This is a genomic window from Sphaerimonospora cavernae (genome assembly GCF_042435035.1).
GTDB classification, from domain to species: domain Bacteria; phylum Actinomycetota; class Actinomycetes; order Streptosporangiales; family Streptosporangiaceae; genus Sphaerimonospora; species Sphaerimonospora cavernae.
Genome location: NZ_JBHMQT010000032.1, coordinates 62545 through 77991, shown reverse-complemented (window position 1 = coordinate 77991; position 15447 = coordinate 62545). Strand labels below are relative to the sequence as shown.

At 70.1% G+C, this 15447-nt stretch carries 12 protein-coding genes; 5 read left to right on the top strand and 7 right to left on the bottom strand.

Annotation, left to right across the window (positions count from 1 at the left end; genetic code table 11):
* Positions 1 to 33: 33 nt before the first annotated feature.
* Both ACFHYQ_RS13765 and ACFHYQ_RS13760 read right to left on the bottom strand, forming a co-directional pair.
* Positions 34 to 1728: a serine/threonine protein kinase gene (locus ACFHYQ_RS13765; protein WP_394301515.1), complete on the bottom strand. Its 1695-nt coding sequence runs from the start codon at positions 1726 to 1728 to the stop codon at positions 34 to 36.
* Between the two features lie 115 nt (positions 1729 to 1843).
* Complete coding sequence (locus ACFHYQ_RS13760) at positions 1844 to 3172, bottom strand: FAD-binding oxidoreductase (RefSeq protein WP_394301514.1); 1329 nt, start codon at positions 3170 to 3172, stop codon at positions 1844 to 1846.
* 184 nt (positions 3173 to 3356) lie between these two features.
* Here ACFHYQ_RS13760 and ACFHYQ_RS13755 point away from each other — a divergent pair, with 184 nt between their 5' ends.
* Positions 3357 to 6116 (top strand): immune inhibitor A domain-containing protein, encoded by a 2760-nt coding sequence (locus ACFHYQ_RS13755; RefSeq protein WP_394301513.1) that lies wholly within the window; start codon positions 3357 to 3359, stop codon positions 6114 to 6116.
* A gap of 48 nt (positions 6117 to 6164) precedes the next feature.
* The gene (locus ACFHYQ_RS13750) at positions 6165 to 7094 is read left to right on the top strand and encodes a diacylglycerol/lipid kinase family protein (RefSeq protein ID WP_394301512.1); all 930 of its coding nucleotides are present in this window, start codon (positions 6165 to 6167) and stop codon (positions 7092 to 7094) included.
* A gap of 3 nt (positions 7095 to 7097) precedes the next feature.
* Here the strand turns inward: ACFHYQ_RS13750 and ACFHYQ_RS13745 are convergent, their stop codons facing one another.
* Positions 7098 to 7940, bottom strand: coding sequence for an SWIM zinc finger family protein (locus tag ACFHYQ_RS13745; RefSeq protein WP_394301511.1), 843 nt, complete (start codon positions 7938 to 7940; stop codon positions 7098 to 7100).
* On the bottom strand, positions 7940 to 11029 hold the full coding sequence (locus ACFHYQ_RS13740; protein WP_394301510.1) for a DEAD/DEAH box helicase: 3090 nt from the start codon (positions 11027 to 11029) through the stop codon (positions 7940 to 7942). The genes ACFHYQ_RS13745 and ACFHYQ_RS13740 overlap by 1 nt, the downstream gene beginning before the upstream one ends.
* A 120-nt stretch (positions 11030 to 11149) precedes the next feature.
* Here ACFHYQ_RS13740 and ACFHYQ_RS13735 point away from each other — a divergent pair, with 120 nt between their 5' ends.
* Entirely contained in the window at positions 11150 to 11434 is a 285-nt protein-coding gene (locus ACFHYQ_RS13735) for a hypothetical protein (protein WP_394301509.1), read from the top strand.
* 40 nt (positions 11435 to 11474) lie between these two features.
* On the opposite strand, the gene ACFHYQ_RS13730 is transcribed toward ACFHYQ_RS13735, so the two are convergent.
* On the bottom strand, positions 11475 to 12125 hold the full coding sequence (locus ACFHYQ_RS13730; RefSeq protein WP_394301508.1) for a TetR/AcrR family transcriptional regulator: 651 nt from the start codon (positions 12123 to 12125) through the stop codon (positions 11475 to 11477).
* A 94-nt stretch (positions 12126 to 12219) separates the two neighbouring features.
* Between ACFHYQ_RS13730 and ACFHYQ_RS13725 the strand changes: the two genes are divergently transcribed.
* Both ACFHYQ_RS13725 and ACFHYQ_RS13720 read left to right on the top strand, forming a co-directional pair.
* A complete protein-coding gene (locus ACFHYQ_RS13725; RefSeq protein WP_394301507.1) occupies positions 12220 to 13380 on the top strand; it encodes an FAD-dependent monooxygenase in 1161 nt (386 codons plus the stop codon).
* Positions 13381 to 13525: 145 nt separating this feature from the next.
* The gene (locus tag ACFHYQ_RS13720; RefSeq protein ID WP_394301506.1) at positions 13526 to 14428 is read left to right on the top strand and encodes an RpnC/YadD family protein; all 903 of its coding nucleotides are present in this window, start codon (positions 13526 to 13528) and stop codon (positions 14426 to 14428) included.
* 147 nt (positions 14429 to 14575) lie between these two features.
* On the opposite strand, the gene ACFHYQ_RS13715 is transcribed toward ACFHYQ_RS13720, so the two are convergent.
* Together ACFHYQ_RS13715 and ACFHYQ_RS13710 are read right to left on the bottom strand one after the other, a co-directional pair.
* Entirely contained in the window at positions 14576 to 14878 is a 303-nt protein-coding gene (locus ACFHYQ_RS13715) for a hypothetical protein (protein WP_394301505.1), read from the bottom strand.
* Positions 14879 to 14895: 17 nt separating this feature from the next.
* Positions 14896 to 15441, bottom strand: coding sequence for a hypothetical protein (locus ACFHYQ_RS13710; protein WP_394301504.1), 546 nt, complete (start codon positions 15439 to 15441; stop codon positions 14896 to 14898).
* Positions 15442 to 15447: the final 6 nt, after the last annotated feature.

Here is a 15447-nt window from a genome sequence, read left to right as displayed (position 1 = left end):
CCTCTGTCAAGGAAAGATCGGCTGCGATGAAGGTTAACCGCAGTGCGACCACCCGCTGCTCCACGTGGCGGATCCGTACCCGCCGCCCCAGGTGACGCACTTGCGCGCCGCGGGCAGCCTGAGCGGCCCCGCGTACACGGTATAGGTGCCGGAGTCGGTGGCGGATCCGCCGTCCTTCACCTTCAGCACCGCACTCATCTTGATCTTCCCGGGGACCACGTACTTCGACAGCGTGATCACGCAGTTCCTGCCGGTGGACGCGTCGTAGAGCAGGTAGGTGGTCGCCTGGCCGCCGTAGGCGTGCGAGTCGATCACCTTGAAGCCGGCCCCGCAGACCCCTGCGGCCGTGTACGGGTTCGGCTTCGGGGGAGGCGTGGGGGAAGGCTTCGGCGATGGTTTCGGCGAGGGCTTGGGAGCAGGCGTCGCGGAAGGCTTGGGCGGAGGCTCCGGTGCCGGCGTGGGAGAGGGCAGCGGCGTCCGGCTCGGTGAGGGCTCCGGTGAGGGCTGCTGGGAGGGTTTTCGCGACGGGGTCGGTGACGGCCCCCGCGAGGGGACTCGCGTCGGCTTGGACGTCGGGACGGATGTCGGGTCGGACCGCCTGATCGGGGCGGCGGTGTGCCGGGCGCCGGGCGTGGGCCGCTTCCGGGCCGATGGAGAGGGAGACGGGGTGCGCGGACGGGCCGGCACCTGAACGACATTCGCCGGTGTCCGGCCCGGTTCGGCCCCGTCCGTGGTGAGCGCCTCCGCCGTGGCCTGCCCGCTCTCGCCGCCGCTGAGCGACACCGCGGTCGCGGTTCCCGCCGCCGCCACCGCGACAACGGCCGCCAGGGCCAGCGGCAGCACCGGCGTGCGCGGCCTCCGCCGCCCCGCCGAATGCCCGACTTCCGCCGAGCCGGGCCGTACGGGCGGCATGCCCACGGGCACGGTGGGTCCGCCGGTGAGCTGGGTGACGATCGCCTCGGCCGACGGGCGCAGCGCGGGGTCCTTCGCCAGGCAGGCCGCGACGAGGTCCCGCAGCGGCGCGGTCAGCAGACCGAGGTCGGGTTCGGCGGTCAGAATGCGGGTGATCACGGAGGGGATGGAGTCCGCGCCGAACGCGGGCCGCCCCGTGGCGGCGAACACCATCGTGACGCCCCAGGCGAACATGTCGGCCGCCGATGTGGCCGTTCCGCCGCTGAGCAGCTCCGGTGCCAGGTAGGACGGCGTGCCGATGGTGGTGCCGGTGGCCGTCGCCTGGGGCGAGTCCAGTGCCCTGGCCACCCCGAAGTCGATCACGACGGGCCCCTCCGGGCCCATCAGCACGTTCGCCGGCTTGAAGTCGCGATGGGTGATCCCGGCCCGATGGATGGCGACCAGGGCGGTGGCCGTGCTGATGGCGAGGCGTTCGAGGGCCGCGCCGCGGCGGGGACCTTCACGCTCCACCAGCTCACGCAGCGACGGCCCGGAGACGTACTCGCTGACGATGTACGGCCGGTCGCCGGCGAGATCGGCGTGCAGGACCGGCGCGGTGCAGAAGCGGGCGACCCGTTGTGCCAGCGCCACCTCCCGCAGGAACCGCTGCCTGGCCTCGCGGTCGATGACGAACCGCTGATGCAGCAGCTTGACCGCGACGGGTTCGCCGGTCGGGCCGCGGCCCAGGAAAACGATGCCCTGGCCGCCCTCGCCGATCCGGTCGACCAGTTCGTACGGCCCGAGCCGGCTCGGATCGCCTGCCCCTAACGCCACCATTGCCCCCGTTTAGCACCAAACAATGTGACCTGGCCGGAAACGTTAGCAGCGGTCAGGGAGTGTCCCGTGAAACTTCGGCGACCGCGGGAGGCAAGAAGATCCACAGGGCAGGACCTTAGATCGCCTTGCCCGGGTTCAGGATGTTGAGCGGGTCGAAGACCTGCTTGATGCCCTGGTGGATCTCGGTGACCACCGGGCCGGTCTCCAGGCCGAGCCAGCGTCTCTTGATCACCCCGACGCCGTGCTCGCCGGTCAGCGTGCCGCCGAGCGCCAGAGCGGCCCGGAACACCTCGTCGGCGGCGGCCCACACCTCGGGCGGCGGCTCGGCCAGGCCCCGCTCGAAGATGAAGACCGGGTGCGTGTTGCCGTCACCCGCGTGCGCGACGGTCGCGATCCTGACGCCGTGCCGGGCCGCCACGTCCTCGATGGTGGAGATCATGTCAGGCAGCACCGACCTGGGCACGCACACGTCCTCGACCAGGCACTGGCCGAGTCGCTCCTTCGCCTGGTAGGCCAGCCGCCGCAGGCCGATCAGTTCGTCGGCCTCCTCCGGGCTCGACGAGACGGCGACGAACGACGCCGCCTCGCACAGCTTGGCCATCTGGTCCGCCGAGCTCTCGGACTGGGCGATCAGCATCGCGCGGGTGCCCGGCTCCAGCCCGATGTTCTTCCACTCGTCGATGGCCTCCAGCGTGGTACGGTCCATCAGCTCGAGCAGCGACGGGTTGCAGCCGGCCGCGATGATCGCGGAGACGGCCGACGCCGCGTCGCGCAGCGAGGTGAACTCGGCGGCGACCGTGGCGAGCTCGGCGGGCGCCCGCCGCAGCCGCAGCGTCGCCGCCGTGATCACGCCGAGCGTGCCCTCAGAGCCGACGAAGAGGCCGGTCAGGTCATATCCGGTCACGCCCTTGACGGTCCGGCGGCCGGTGTTGATGATCCGCCCGTCCGCGAGTACGACCTCGAGCCCCAGCGTGGAGTCGCGGGTCACGCCGTATTTCACGCAGCGCAGCCCACCCGCGTTGGTCGCGAGGTTGCCGCCGATGGTGGATACCTCGTACGACGACGGGTCGGGGGCGTACATCAACCCGTGTTCGCGGGCCGCCCGGTCCAGGTCGGCGGTGATGACGCCGGGCTCGGCCACCGCGATCTCGTCCTGGGGCGACAGCTCGCGGATCCGGGTCATCCTGGCGAGCGAGAGGATCAGGCAGCCGTCGGTCGCGGTCGCCCCGCCGGCGAGGCCGGTGCCCGCGCCGCGGGGCACGACGGGCACCCGGTGCTCGGTCGCCCAGCGCATCGTCGTGACGACGTCGTCCCGAGTCTCGGCGAGGACGACGCCGAGCGGCCTGCCCGGCGGCACGAAGGTCCGGTCTCTGGCGTACGACTCGGTCACGTCGGGGTCGGTGAGGACCCGCCCGTCCGGGAGTGCGGCGATAAGGTCTTCCACGCCTGGACTTTACGGCATGTTCCCGGCAGCGGTGGTAACCGGAACTTTGCCTAAGTTTCCGGATAGATCACGGTTTTACAACCGTTATTGGTTCTCTTTACTTTTTCCCTTAAGGTCCCGATGCGCGCTCATCCCGGCGCGCCGAGCATGGGCGTCCGGGAACCCCGGACGGGAAGGGATCTCGTTGTCCAACAGACTCCGGCGTCTTGCCGCGATGGTGCCCGCGCTGGGCCTGGTGGCCGGCGGTCTGGCCGCCCTCGGCGCGGCCACCCCCGCCGCCACCCCCACCGCCGGCTACCAGCCTTCGGCGAACGACTACTACATCAACTACGCTCCGCCCCGCATCCAAAGCGACACCACGCTCACCGAGGAGCGGGTCCCCGACAAGGGCGCCCGGCGCACGCTGGCCCTGGCGCACTCGGTCGACCGCAAGTTCGCCATGGGCAACCCCGTCGCCGCGCGGGTCCTCGCGAAGCATGAGCGGGAGGCCATCAGGACCGGGCAGAACCCCTCCGACTTCTACAAGAGGTCGAAGACCACCAAGAAGGCCAAGCTCCTCACGCTGCTCATCGAGTTCAACGACCAGGCCAACGACGACTTCTCCGGCTGGTCGCACCCCAAGACGATCAACGACGTCAACGACTGCGTCACCGAGCCGCCCGGCACGAAGCTGAACGGGCCGCTGCACAACCGCATCCCCGACCCGGCGCTCGCGGCCGGCGGGGGCAAGGACAACAACACGATGTGGGTGCCGGACTTCAGCACGACCCACTACAACGACATGCTCTACAGCTCGAGGGGGATCACCAAGCGGGTCCGCACGGACCTGACCGACCCCCGGGACGGCCGGAAGGGCATCGACCTCTCCGGCTACACCATGAAGAACATGTACGAGGAGCTGTCGAAGGGCGCCTACACCGTCAGCGGTGAGGCGGTCGGCTGGATCAAGGTCCCGCACTCCGAGGCCTGGTACGCCGCGGGCAAGTGCGGCACCATTCCGCAGGACATGTCGGGGCACCCCGACAACCCGCGCGGCCCCGGCCAGCTCGCCATCGACGCGGTCAACGCCCTCGCGGCCCAGAACCCGTCGTTCCCCTGGGCCGACTACGACAAGGAAGACGTCTCCGACTACAACGGCAACGGCAACTACGACGAGCCGGACGGCGTCATCGACCACCTCGTGCTGATCCACGCCGGTGCTGACAAGTCGGGCGGCGGCGGCGCCGAGGGGACCTTCGCGATCTGGGCGCACTCCAGCAGCGTGGCCGGCGGCTACACCGTTCCCGGCACGAACGTGAAGATCTCCAACTACATCGTGCAGCCGGAGGACTCCGGCGTCGGTGTCTTCGCCCACGAGTACGGCCACGACCTCGGTCTGCCGGACCTGTACGACACCAGCGGCAACGGCGACTCGGCCGTGGACTTCTGGGACCTCATGTCCAGCGGCTCCCACGCCGGGCCGATCATCCAGGCCATGCCCACTCACATGGGCCTGTGGGACAAGTGGGTGCTCGGCTGGGCCGATCCGAAGATCGTCGAGCCGGGCGGTAAGAAGGAGATGATGGTCGTCGGCCAGACCTCGAATACGCCCAAGGGCACCGAGGACGGCGTGCGCATCAACCTGCCGGACAAGCACGTGGTCATGTCCACTCCGCACAGCGGCGCCAACCTGTGGTGGTCCAACAACGACCAGTCCTGGGGTGACTCCAAGCTGACCAGGACGGTCGACGTCCCGGCCGCGGCGGACGCGAAGTTCCAGTGGTGGAGCGACTGGAGCATCGAGCAGGACTGGGACTTCGGCTTCTTCGAGGTCTCCGACGACGGCGGCGCCACCTGGACCGAGCAGAAGGTCTACTTCGACGGCGGCGAGCTCGCCAGCACCGGCGACGACTACGACGACCCCAACAAGCGCCTGCAGGACTACGGCGGCAAGAAGTACGGCATGACCGGTGAGAGCGGCGGCTGGGTGCACCTGTACGTCGACCTCGCGCCGTTCGCCGGCAAGTCCGTGCAGGTCCGCTTCCGGTACGCCACGGACGCGGCGGCCATGGAGCGCGGCTGGTTCAACGACGACTTCTCGGTCACCGGTGGCGGCGCGACCGTCTGGAGCGACGACGTCGAGAACGGCGCGAACGGCTGGACCGCCACGAAGGGCACCTTCACCGACACCACCGGCGCCGGCTGGGTGACCCACTCCGGCGAGCTGAAGGCCGCGCAGTACTACCTGGCCGAGTGGCGGAACCTCGACGGGTTCGACAACGGTCTGCAGTACACCTACGACACGTCCTTCATGCGCGACGGCGCGTGGAAGGTGGAGAGGATCAAGTACAACGCGCCCGGCCTGCTCGTCTGGTACCGCGACGCCGCTCGCAACAACAACAACGTGTCGGACCCGGTGTTCGACCTGCCGTCGGTCGGTCCGAAGGGTCAGCTCCTCCTCGTGGACTCGCACTTCGAGCCGCTGCGCCGTACCGGTGCCGCGGCCGCGAAGGACGGGAGCGTCCTGAAGAATCTGCCGTCCCGCCCGCAGTCGTCCAACGCGGCGTTCAACTTCTTCGGCACCTACCCGTTCAAGGAGTGCATCGAGGGCGAGCCGTTCACGGAGTACTGCACCTCGTTCGGCAAGCTGCCGGCGGTGAAGACCTTCACCGACGCCAAGGGCTGGTACCCCGGCCTGGAGATCAGGGACGGCGCGCTGTACTTCCGGCACCGTGACGCCTCGGTCGTCGTGCCGTCCAAGGACAACGAGCCGTACACGACCCGGATCGTCCACCCCGACGGTTCCCCGGCCACCGAGCTGTACGGCACCGACATCGGCGGCCCCATCCTCGGCACCGGCAACCCCGGCGACGTGGGCAAGCAGCTGGGCGTCCAGGTGGAGCTGGTCAGCCCGCTGCCGAACAACAAGTCCGCGCTCCTCTACGTCACGCCCGCCAAGAAGTGACGCCTGACGGGTGATGACAAGTGAAAGCAACGCCTAGCATGTGAGCTCATGCGGACCACGGCGGAGCACACGGCGGCCATCCACGACAAGCGGATGGCCGCCGTCGTCGTCAACACCAGGTCGCTCCGGGGCCGTCGCCGCTACCCCGAGGCGCTGCGGCTGCTCCGGGCCGGGGGCTTCCGGCTCACCGGCGTGCACGCGGTGACCGGCCCGGCGCGGCTGCGCGAGTCCATCACCCGGGCCCTCGCCGACGAGCCGGATCTGCTGATCGTCGGGGGCGGGGACGGCATGCTCAGCAGTTCGATCGAACACATCGCCGGCCGCGACGTCGCCCTCGGCGTGCTGCCGCTCGGCACCACCGACGACTTCGCCCGCAGCCTCGGTCTGCCCCTGGACCTGGCCGGCGCGATCAGAGCGCTGGCCGGGGGCAAGGTCGCCGACATCGACCTCGGCATGTGCGGTGATCGGCCATTCGTCGGCCTGACCAGCTTCGGCGTCTCCGTCGAGGTGGCCGGAACCGTGAAACCCCTGGTCAAGCGCGCCCTCGGCCGTGTCGCATACCCGCTGACCGCGATGCGGATCCTCCCGGGCCACCGGCCGTTCCGGGCCTTCGTCACGGTCGACGGCGTGCGCCACGAACTGCTCACCCACCAGCTCAACATCGCCAACGGCCGCCACCACGGAGGCCGGCAGATCGCCAAGGACGCCGGCATCGACGACCGCGGGCTCGTCGCCTACCAGCTCGGCTCGGGCAAGTGGCTGCGGCTGGTCGGCGAGACCCTGGTCAGGGCCACCACCGGCAAATGGCGCAGCCTCGCCGGCGGTCCCTTCGTCACCGGCGGCGAGATGCTGGTGGAGACCGACCCGCCGATGGCCGCCGACATCGACGGAGAGGTGCGGCTGCGCACCCCGCTGCTCATCAGGACGATCCCGGGCGGCGTCCGCGTGATGGTCCCGGCGGACTTCGTCGACACCTGATCCCTACTCCGTGAAGGACCGGTAGGCGGGCCGCAGCAGGTCGAGGAGCGGAATGTGCCGCGCCTTCACCGGCGGCGGATCGAGCGCCCGCAGCAGCAGATCGGGCGGCGCCTCCGAACCGTCCGAGGGACCCTGGGACGGGGACAGCCGCGCCGGCGAGACACCCGGCTCGTAGAAGTCGTCGATCCGCTCGACGAACGGGACGTCGGCCACGTCGAGGAGCCCGGGCTTCCCGCCGCCATCGGCTTCGCCGTCGTCGTTTCGGCGCAGGGCGTCGAGCAGCGCGTCCCTGGCCATGCCCCGCCAGGCCAGCACCAGGAACGGGTCGTCGTCGAACGCCTCCGCCAGGACGTACAGCACGGCCGACAGGTGCTTGCACGGGAAACCCCAGTCCGGGCAGGAGCAGTCCATCTCCAGCCCCCGCTGTTCGGGGAAGAGCGGCAGCCCGCAGCCGCGGAACACGTCCTCGATCTCCGGCGGCATCTCTCCGGCGAGCAGCTTGGCGCGGTGGAGCGCCTGCGCGGCCAGCGCGCCGACCAGCTCGTGCCACTGCTCGCGGCCGTAGGCGGCGATGCCGACCGTCACGCGGTACGGAGTCCTCCGCGAGCCCTGCACCCGGGCCTTCACCAGACCCGGCCCGATCTCGAGGTCGAGGACCTGGCCGGAGCGGGCGTAGGAGCGGCCGCGGCTGAGCCTGCCGGAGTCGCAGACGCGCTCCAGGATGTCGACGAACCTGCGCGACCACCACCGCTCGCCGATCGATCCGCGCCTGTTACGCACCCGGATGCCGCCCTCGACCCGGATCGGCCGCGACGGTTCGAACCAGCCGGACTGCTGCCGCGCCATCACGCCACCGCCTCGGGGCCGAGCCGGAACAGTTCCCGCAGGCTCTCGGTGGACAGGGAGGAGATCCAGTCCTCGCCCGTGCCGACCACGCTCTGCGCCAGCGCCAGCTTCCGCTCGATCATCTCGTCGATCCGCTCCTCCAGGGTCCCGGCGCAGATGAACTTCCTGACCTGCACGTTGCGACGCTGGCCGATGCGGAACGCCCGGTCGGTCGCCTGGTTCTCCACGGCCGGGTTCCACCACCGGTCGACGTGGATCACGTGGTTGGCCGCGGTCAGGTTGAGCCCGGTGCCCGCGGCCTTCAGCGACAGCAGGAAGATCATCGGCTCGTCGTCGTTCTGGAACCGCTCCACCAGCGCGTCGCGCCGCTTCTTCGGCAGCCCGCCGTGCAGCCACAGCACGGGGCGGTCCAGGTGGGCCGTCAGATACGGCTGCAGCATCGAGCCGAACTCGGCGTACTGCGTGAAAACCAGCGCCTTGTCGCCCTCGCCGACGATCTCCTCGGCCAGCTCCTCCAGGCGGGCCAGCTTCCCCGAGCGGCCCGGCAGCCGGGAGCCGTCCTTGAGCAGGTGCGCCGGATGGTTGCACACCTGCTTGAGCTTGGTCATCGTGGCGAGCACGTTGCCGTGCCGTTCGATGCCCTCACTTGCGGCGATCCGGTCCATCATGTCCTCGACGATCGCCTGGTAGAGGCTCGCCTGCTCCGGTGTGAGCGTGCACCAGACCTTCATCTCCATCTTCTCCGGCAGGTCGGAGATGATCGTCTTGTCGGTCTTCAGGCGCCGTAGCACGAACGGCCCGGTGGCCCGCTTCAGCGCGGCCGTCGCCGCCTCGTCGCCGTGCCGTTCGATCGGCTCCTGGTAGCGCTGCCGGAACGCGGCCGCCTGCCCGAGCAGGCCCGGATTGCAGAACTCCATGATCGACCAGAGTTCGGCCAGGTGGTTCTCCACGGGAGTGCCGGTCAGCGCCAGCCTGGTCCGCGCCGGAAGTGACCGTACGGCCTGGGCCTGTCTGGCCGCACTGTTCTTGATCGCCTGAGCCTCGTCGCAGACGATCCGGCCCCAGCCGAACCCGGCCAGGGCATCGCGGTCGCGCAGGGCCGTGCCGTACGTGGTGAGGACGAGGTCGGCGGCGCCGACCCGCTCGGCCAGCTCCTCGCCGCGCAGTCGGCCCGCGCCGTGGTGGAGGTAGACGTCCAGCGACGGGGCGAATCTGGCGGCCTCCTTCTGCCAGTTGGTGAGCAGCGACATCGGGCACACCAGCAGCGTCGCCCCCACCGGTTCGCCGGATTCACGCTCTTTTGCGAGGAGTGAAAGTGTTTGGGCGGTCTTGCCCAAGCCCATGTCGTCCGCGAGGATGCCGCCGAGCCCGATCTGGGACATGAAGCTGAGCCAGGCCAGGCCGCGCTCCTGGTACGGCCGGAGCGTGCCGTGGAAGGCCGCCGGAGTCGCGACGGGTTCGAGACGGCGGTCGGCCTCACCGGACAGCAGGTCGCCGAGGAGGCCGTCGGCGTCCACCTCGACCAGCGGGAGGTCGGCGTCCCCGCCGTCGACCACCTCCCGGAGGATCTCCCCGACGGTCGTCTGACCCGAGCCGCGGCGCTCCACGGCCTTCAGCGCGGCGTTCAGCTGCCGGGCGTCCAGCTCGACCCATTGCCCGCGCACCCGGATCAGCGGCACCTTGAGCCTGGCCAGCTCGGCCAGCTCCGCCTCACTGATCGTCTCGTCGCCGATGGCCAGCTCGGCGCGGAAGTCCACGAGCTGCGCCAGCCCGAATCCCTGGTCAGCGGCGGCACCGGGTCCGCTGCGAGAACGTGTGGTGAGCTTGAGACCCAGCTTGGTACGGCCCGCCCAGGCGGGCAGCTGCACGCCGAACCCGGCCGACTGCAGGAGCGGCGCGGCGTGGCGGAGGAAGTAGAAGGCTCCCTCCACGTCCAGCTCGATCCGGGCCGGCCGGGCCTCCCGGAGCGCGTCGTCGATCTTCGGGTAGAGGCGGGCCGCCCGGCCCAGGCCCGCGAGCAGCGTCTCGTCGGGGCGCCCGGGCAGGCCGGGTATGGTCTCGCCGGCCCAGACGAGGGGAGCGGGCACATAGAGGCTCGGGTCCTCGGCCGACTGCAGGGCGAACTCGACCCGCCACGCGCCGGTGTCCGCTACGGCCGGGCGTTCGCGGTATTCGCCGGCGATGTCCGGACTCAGCGACGAGATGAGCTCAGGATCCGGCTCCGGCTCGACGAGGCGGAAGCACACCTTGACCGGGCCGTCGAGCTGGTGGGCCGCCCGGAACCACTCCTGCAGCGGCAGGGCCAGCTTCTCCGCGTCCGCCTGGCTCACACCGGGGAGCGCCACCGCGTCCCCGGTCAGCGCCGCCGTCCACCGGTCGGCCAGCGGACTGCGCTGCCCGGGACGATGCCCGCCCAGCAGTCGCTCGGGCAGGGCCTGCCGTACGGCCGCGTCGACCAGGCACGCCAGCGCCTCGATCAGCACGTGGGCGGAGGGCCGCTCCTCCCGTACGGCACGGCACACCGGCGGCATCGCGGCGGCCAGCTCCCGGAAGCGGGCGGCCTGCGGCCCGGTCAGCACGGGCCGCCAGCGCGCCGCGTAGCCGTCGTCCTCTGCGACGAGCTGGGGCAGCACCCGGCCGCGCCGTACCAGCTCATGGGCGTGCGCTGCGACGGCGGCGAGATAGCGCAGAGACGGCCCGGCCGTCGGCGGCGGCTCGAACGCCGTCGTCAGCGGCCCCGCGGTCAGCATGCGCAGCGCGGGGCCCGGCTCGACCAGCAGCGCGGGCACCCGCCACGATCTGATCCTGGGCTGACGCGCGCCGACCTGAAGGCCGGTCTCGGGGGAGGGCAGGGGGCCGCCGGCCGAGCTCGGCAGCAGCAGCACCGCCTCGCCGGACACGGCCTTGCCCGCCGCCTCGGCCGCTGCGTCTCCCCAGCGCGGCAGTTCGGCGGTCAGGGCCGCCGCCGAAGCGGCGAAGGGATGGGGGCGGAGCTTGGCCCGGGAGGAGGTGACGAGCTCCGCGTCCGTCGTCTCCTCGGCCCAGAGCACGAGCCTCCCGCCGTCCCAGGCCGCGTGGATCACGAGCATGCGTCTCCTCCCGCCCCGGCTCCTCCCGCCACCCCGGAACGCTAGCAGCGAAGTCCACCCCCCAGCGCCATCACTTTTCCGGCATGCTGGACTTACTCAGGACGATGACGAGGAGACCTGATGACCAACCCTGTCGGCACGTGGCCCGCGCCTCGGCGCACCCCGCTCAGCACGGAGGAGAAGGTCAGGGCCGAGGCGGCCTTCGTTCCTCTCGTCGCCGAGCACCTCGCCGCCAGCGGTCGGTTCCGGATCAGCGCCGACACCCCGGAGATGGTGGAGCTGTTCCAGGCGGTCGCCCGCAGGGTGGGCGACATGCTCCGGCGGCCCGTGGTCAGCTACGCCAACGGCAAGGACATCGTGATCACCTTCGGCCAGGAGCAGACGCCCGGCCTCACGCCGCGTTAGCCACGAGACGGGCGGGTTCGAAATCGAATCCGGCTGAGCCTTACTCCACCGCGATGTAGCGGTGCAGGTCGTCGCCGGTGAGCGCGGTCCCGGGAAGGGCGGGTGCCGACCCGCCGCGCAGGCCGCTCAGCACGATCTCCAAGACTCGGGCCGTGGCCTGCTCGGCGGGCATGGCCGGCGGCGTGTAGACGTGCATGGTCATCAGCAGAGCGATGTCGCCGGGGCCGATGTCGTCGCGCAGCGTGCCGTCCGCCTGCGCCTGCTCGGTCATCCGAAGGACGGCCGCGGCCACCCGCTGCCGCATCTCGTGCAGGTCGTGGCCGGCTCGCAGTCGCTGGTTCAGGTGCGGCTCCAGCTTCGCCGACAGCACGCCCATTCGCAGTTCCACGCAGCCGCGCAGGAAGCGGCACAGCGCGTGCCAGGCGTCCGGCTCTTCACGCCAGGCGCTCTCCGCCAGATCCTCCAGGCGGTGCAGACACTCCTCACCGACCGCCCGGAGCAACGCGTCACGATCGGGAAACCGGCGGTAGAGCGTGCCGATGCCGACACCCGCCTGGCGTGCCACCTCCTCCAGCGGCACGTCGGCACCCCGTTCCAGGAGCAGGTCCTGGGCGGCGGCGACGATCAGGTCCCGGTTGCGGCGTGCGTCGGCGCGCAGCCCCGTCGTCCCCGGCTGTTTCCGCGTCTCCACTGTCACCCCACGCGATCTGCTAATTGGATGATTTTCCTCCACTTAGAGTATCGTCTGCTATATGGAGGAAATACCTCCGGTTGGAGAGGTTGTCATGAGACAGCGAACGGTGCTGATCTCCGGAGCCGGCGTCGGCGGGCCCACCCTGGCCTACTGGCTGGCCAGGTACGGCTTCCGCGTCACGGTCGTCGAACATGCCGAGAAGCCGCGTTCCAGTGGAAACCCGGTCGACGTCAGAGGCCGTGCCGTGGACGTCGCCGAGCGGATGGGCGTCCTGCCCCGGCTGCGCGAGGCCGCCGTCGGCACGACGGGCGTCAGCTTCGTCGACGCGGCGGGCGGGCGCGTCGGCCGGATCGACATGCGCGCTTTTCAGCAGCCGGACGAGGTCGAGTTACCTCGCGGCGACCTCGCCTCGATCCTGTACGAGGCGAGCCGCGACGACGTCGAGTTCCTCTTCGACGACTCCATCGCCACCCTTGAACAGGACGAGCACGGAGCCGATGTCGCCTTCGACCGCGCCGCGCCCCGCCGATTCGACCTCGTGATCGGGGCCGACGGCCTGCATTCGATGACGCGCAGGCTCGCGTTCGGCCCCGAGCGCGAGTTCGTCCGCCACATGGGTCTCTATGTCGCGACGACGCCTCTCGACGGCGGGGCGGCCGGACTGGGCCGGGACATCCTCATGCACAACACACCCGGCAAGGCGATCGCCGTCAGCGCCACCCCCAGCGGCGCGTTCTTCCTCTACCGCGGCCCCGCCGAGCCCGGCATCGACCACCGCGACACCGAGCAGCACAAGCGGATGCTGACCGGCGCGTTCGCGGACGTGTCGTGGCGGGCGCCCGAACTGCTGGAGCACGTGCGCGCAGCCGACGACCTCTACTTCGACTCGGTGAGCCAGGTACGCCTGCCCCGCTGGTGGAACGGCCGGGTCGCGCTCGTCGGCGACGCCGCGTCCTGCGTGTCGCTGTTCGGTGACGGCAGCACCCTGGCCATGGTGGGGGCGCACACCCTCGCCGAAGAACTCGCCGCCTGTCCGGACGACCCCCGGGCGGCGTTTCGCGGTTACGAGGCCGCGCACCGGCGCCTCGTGGACCCCAAGCAGCGGATGATCGGTCAGGTTTCGGCGCTCCTGGTCCCCGCGACGCGACGCGGCATCCAGGTCCGCAACCTGGCCACCCGCCTGTGGCCCGCCCTGGCCGCCGCGGCACGGCTGAAGAGTGCTCTCAGCAGGACGCCGGCGGGTCGTCCATGACCGGGAAGACTCCCCGGGACGTGACGGCTCAGCGGGTGAAACCGGAGCCGACGGCTCTGATCGCCTCGGCGAGGTCACAGTCTCCCTGCGGATGGCCCCTTGATTGACAAGCACTTATTGTAATTATGTTGTAACGTTTCGTGTCATGCCGTCCCCCCAGCACGACACACTCAACCTCATGTTCCGCAACCGGCCCGAGCTCGCCGTGGAGATGTTGCGCGACCATCTGGGCGTCGAGGTGCCCGGCGGGCTTCCGGTCCAAGTGGTGGGCAACGAGCTCAACGACCGCCTGTCGAAGGACCGGTACGCCGACACGGTGATCACGGTCGGCCCCCGGCATGCGCCCGAGCACGCCATCATCGTGGAGATCCAGCAGAAGAAAGACGAGGAGAAACGGAAGCAGATCCCCCGGTATGCCGCCACGCTGTGGCTGCAGCTGGACTGCCCGGTCACGGTGCTGGTGATCTGCACGGACGCGGGCACCGCCGAGTGGGCGGCCAAGCCGATCGACACCAAGCTGGCGGGCTACACGCTGAGGTGCGCGGTGATCGGCCCCGACCAGATCCCGCCGATCACCGATCCGGCGGAGGCCGCGGCGCATCCGGAGCTGGCCGCGCTGTCGGTGATGACCCACGGGGAGCAGCCGCCGGTGGCAGAGGCGTTCATAGCCGCGCTGGGACACCTCCCTGAGGATCACGCTCCGCATTACTATGAATACGCCTATCGCTTGGCTTCGCAGGCTGCCCGACTCATGATGGAGAAGATCATGGAATCAGCTTCGGCTACCTGGCCGGTCTACAGCCCCTTCGCCCGTAAGCACTACGGCAAGGGCCTCGAAGAGGGCCGGACGGAAGGCCGGGCGGAAGGTGAGGCGAGGGCGGTCCTGACCGTCCTGCAGGTGCGGGGCGTTGCCGTCTCCGACACCGACCGCGCCCGCATCACCGGCTGCACCGACCTGGACCGGCTCGATGAATGGGCACGGCGCGCCGTCACCGCCACCTCCACCGCCGAACTGTTCATCGACGAACCCGAACGATCCGCCGGGTGAGACGCCGGACGGAAGTTGATGTCCACCTCGTGGCCCCACCACTCGTCCAGGTGCATCACTTCCGAGTCGGCATAGAAAGCGGTGAGGAGGAGACAGAAGGGCGCCCCCCGCATGATCCGCCACCCGACGAACGCCTGCCGGACTCGTTCAGGCCAGGCCGTACCTGATCCTGATCGTCCTGGCCTGTTCGTCCGTCACCTCGGGCGGCGTGCCGGCCAGCGCCTGGCGTAGGTCGGCCAGGATGGCGTCGGTGCTGTCGCGGACACGGGCGCGATGGTGGGCAAGCTCTGCGTCGAACCGCTGCGCGGCCGGTCCCGTCCATACCCCGCCCGAGTGGAAGGCCCGGAACGGCGTGTCGATGCCGCTCGTGATCTCCTGCAACAGCGGCTCCGCCGTACGCAGGGCATCTCCCAACGCCCGATGGAGCGGATTGGGCACCAACATGGCCATGCTGTGATCACTCCTTCTCAGGGGGAGGGGGACACGGTCGCCCCGGGGGCGCTGGCGTCGGTTATCAGCTTCGGCGCGATCAGCTTCATCAACGCCACCACATCAGCCGCGTTGTCCCGCCCCTCGACACCGATCACCAGATCGATCCCGAGCTCTGCATTACCCCAGACGAGCAACGCGTGAGCAGCGTTGTTAGTGCTGTTCGGGTCCTTGAAGTAGTAGCCGGTAGCGCCGGGAACAATCTCAGGCAGCGGGAGGGCGCCGAGGTGGAGCTGCTCCTCAACGCCACCGGAATACCCCTGCGGGGTCAGGCCGATTTGCAGCACCTTCAGTCGATTGCCGCCAGGCCGATAGACCACGCAACTCCCATCACCGAGGCCTCCGGACAGCGTGAGATCGAAATGGCCGCGAACCAGCGGGTCGTGCTGCCCAGTCATCAGCTCCACGGCCCGCAGGGGGATGTGTTCGCAGATGTAGGGAGGAGCGGCCACCGTCGGCAGTGGTGTGTGGTCAACCTTGGCTTCATCATGCTGACAGCCAGTTGCCAGGGTCAGCCCGAACACAATCGC

Coding starts and splice junctions, on each gene's coding strand:
- ACFHYQ_RS13765 (WP_394301515.1), bottom strand. CDS start 1,728: ATGGTGGCGTTAGGGGCAGGCGATCCGAGCCGGCTCGGGCCGTACGAA.
- ACFHYQ_RS13750 (WP_394301512.1), top strand. CDS start 6,165: ATGCGGACCACGGCGGAGCACACGGCGGCCATCCACGACAAGCGGATG.
- ACFHYQ_RS13745 (WP_394301511.1), bottom strand. CDS start 7,940: ATGGCGCGGCAGCAGTCCGGCTGGTTCGAACCGTCGCGGCCGATCCGG.
- ACFHYQ_RS13740 (WP_394301510.1), bottom strand. CDS start 11,029: ATGCTCGTGATCCACGCGGCCTGGGACGGCGGGAGGCTCGTGCTCTGG.
- ACFHYQ_RS13735 (WP_394301509.1), top strand. CDS start 11,150: ATGACCAACCCTGTCGGCACGTGGCCCGCGCCTCGGCGCACCCCGCTC.
- ACFHYQ_RS13725 (WP_394301507.1), top strand. CDS start 12,220: ATGAGACAGCGAACGGTGCTGATCTCCGGAGCCGGCGTCGGCGGGCCC.
- ACFHYQ_RS13720 (WP_394301506.1), top strand. CDS start 13,526: ATGCCGTCCCCCCAGCACGACACACTCAACCTCATGTTCCGCAACCGG.
- ACFHYQ_RS13715 (WP_394301505.1), bottom strand. CDS start 14,878: ATGGCCATGTTGGTGCCCAATCCGCTCCATCGGGCGTTGGGAGATGCC.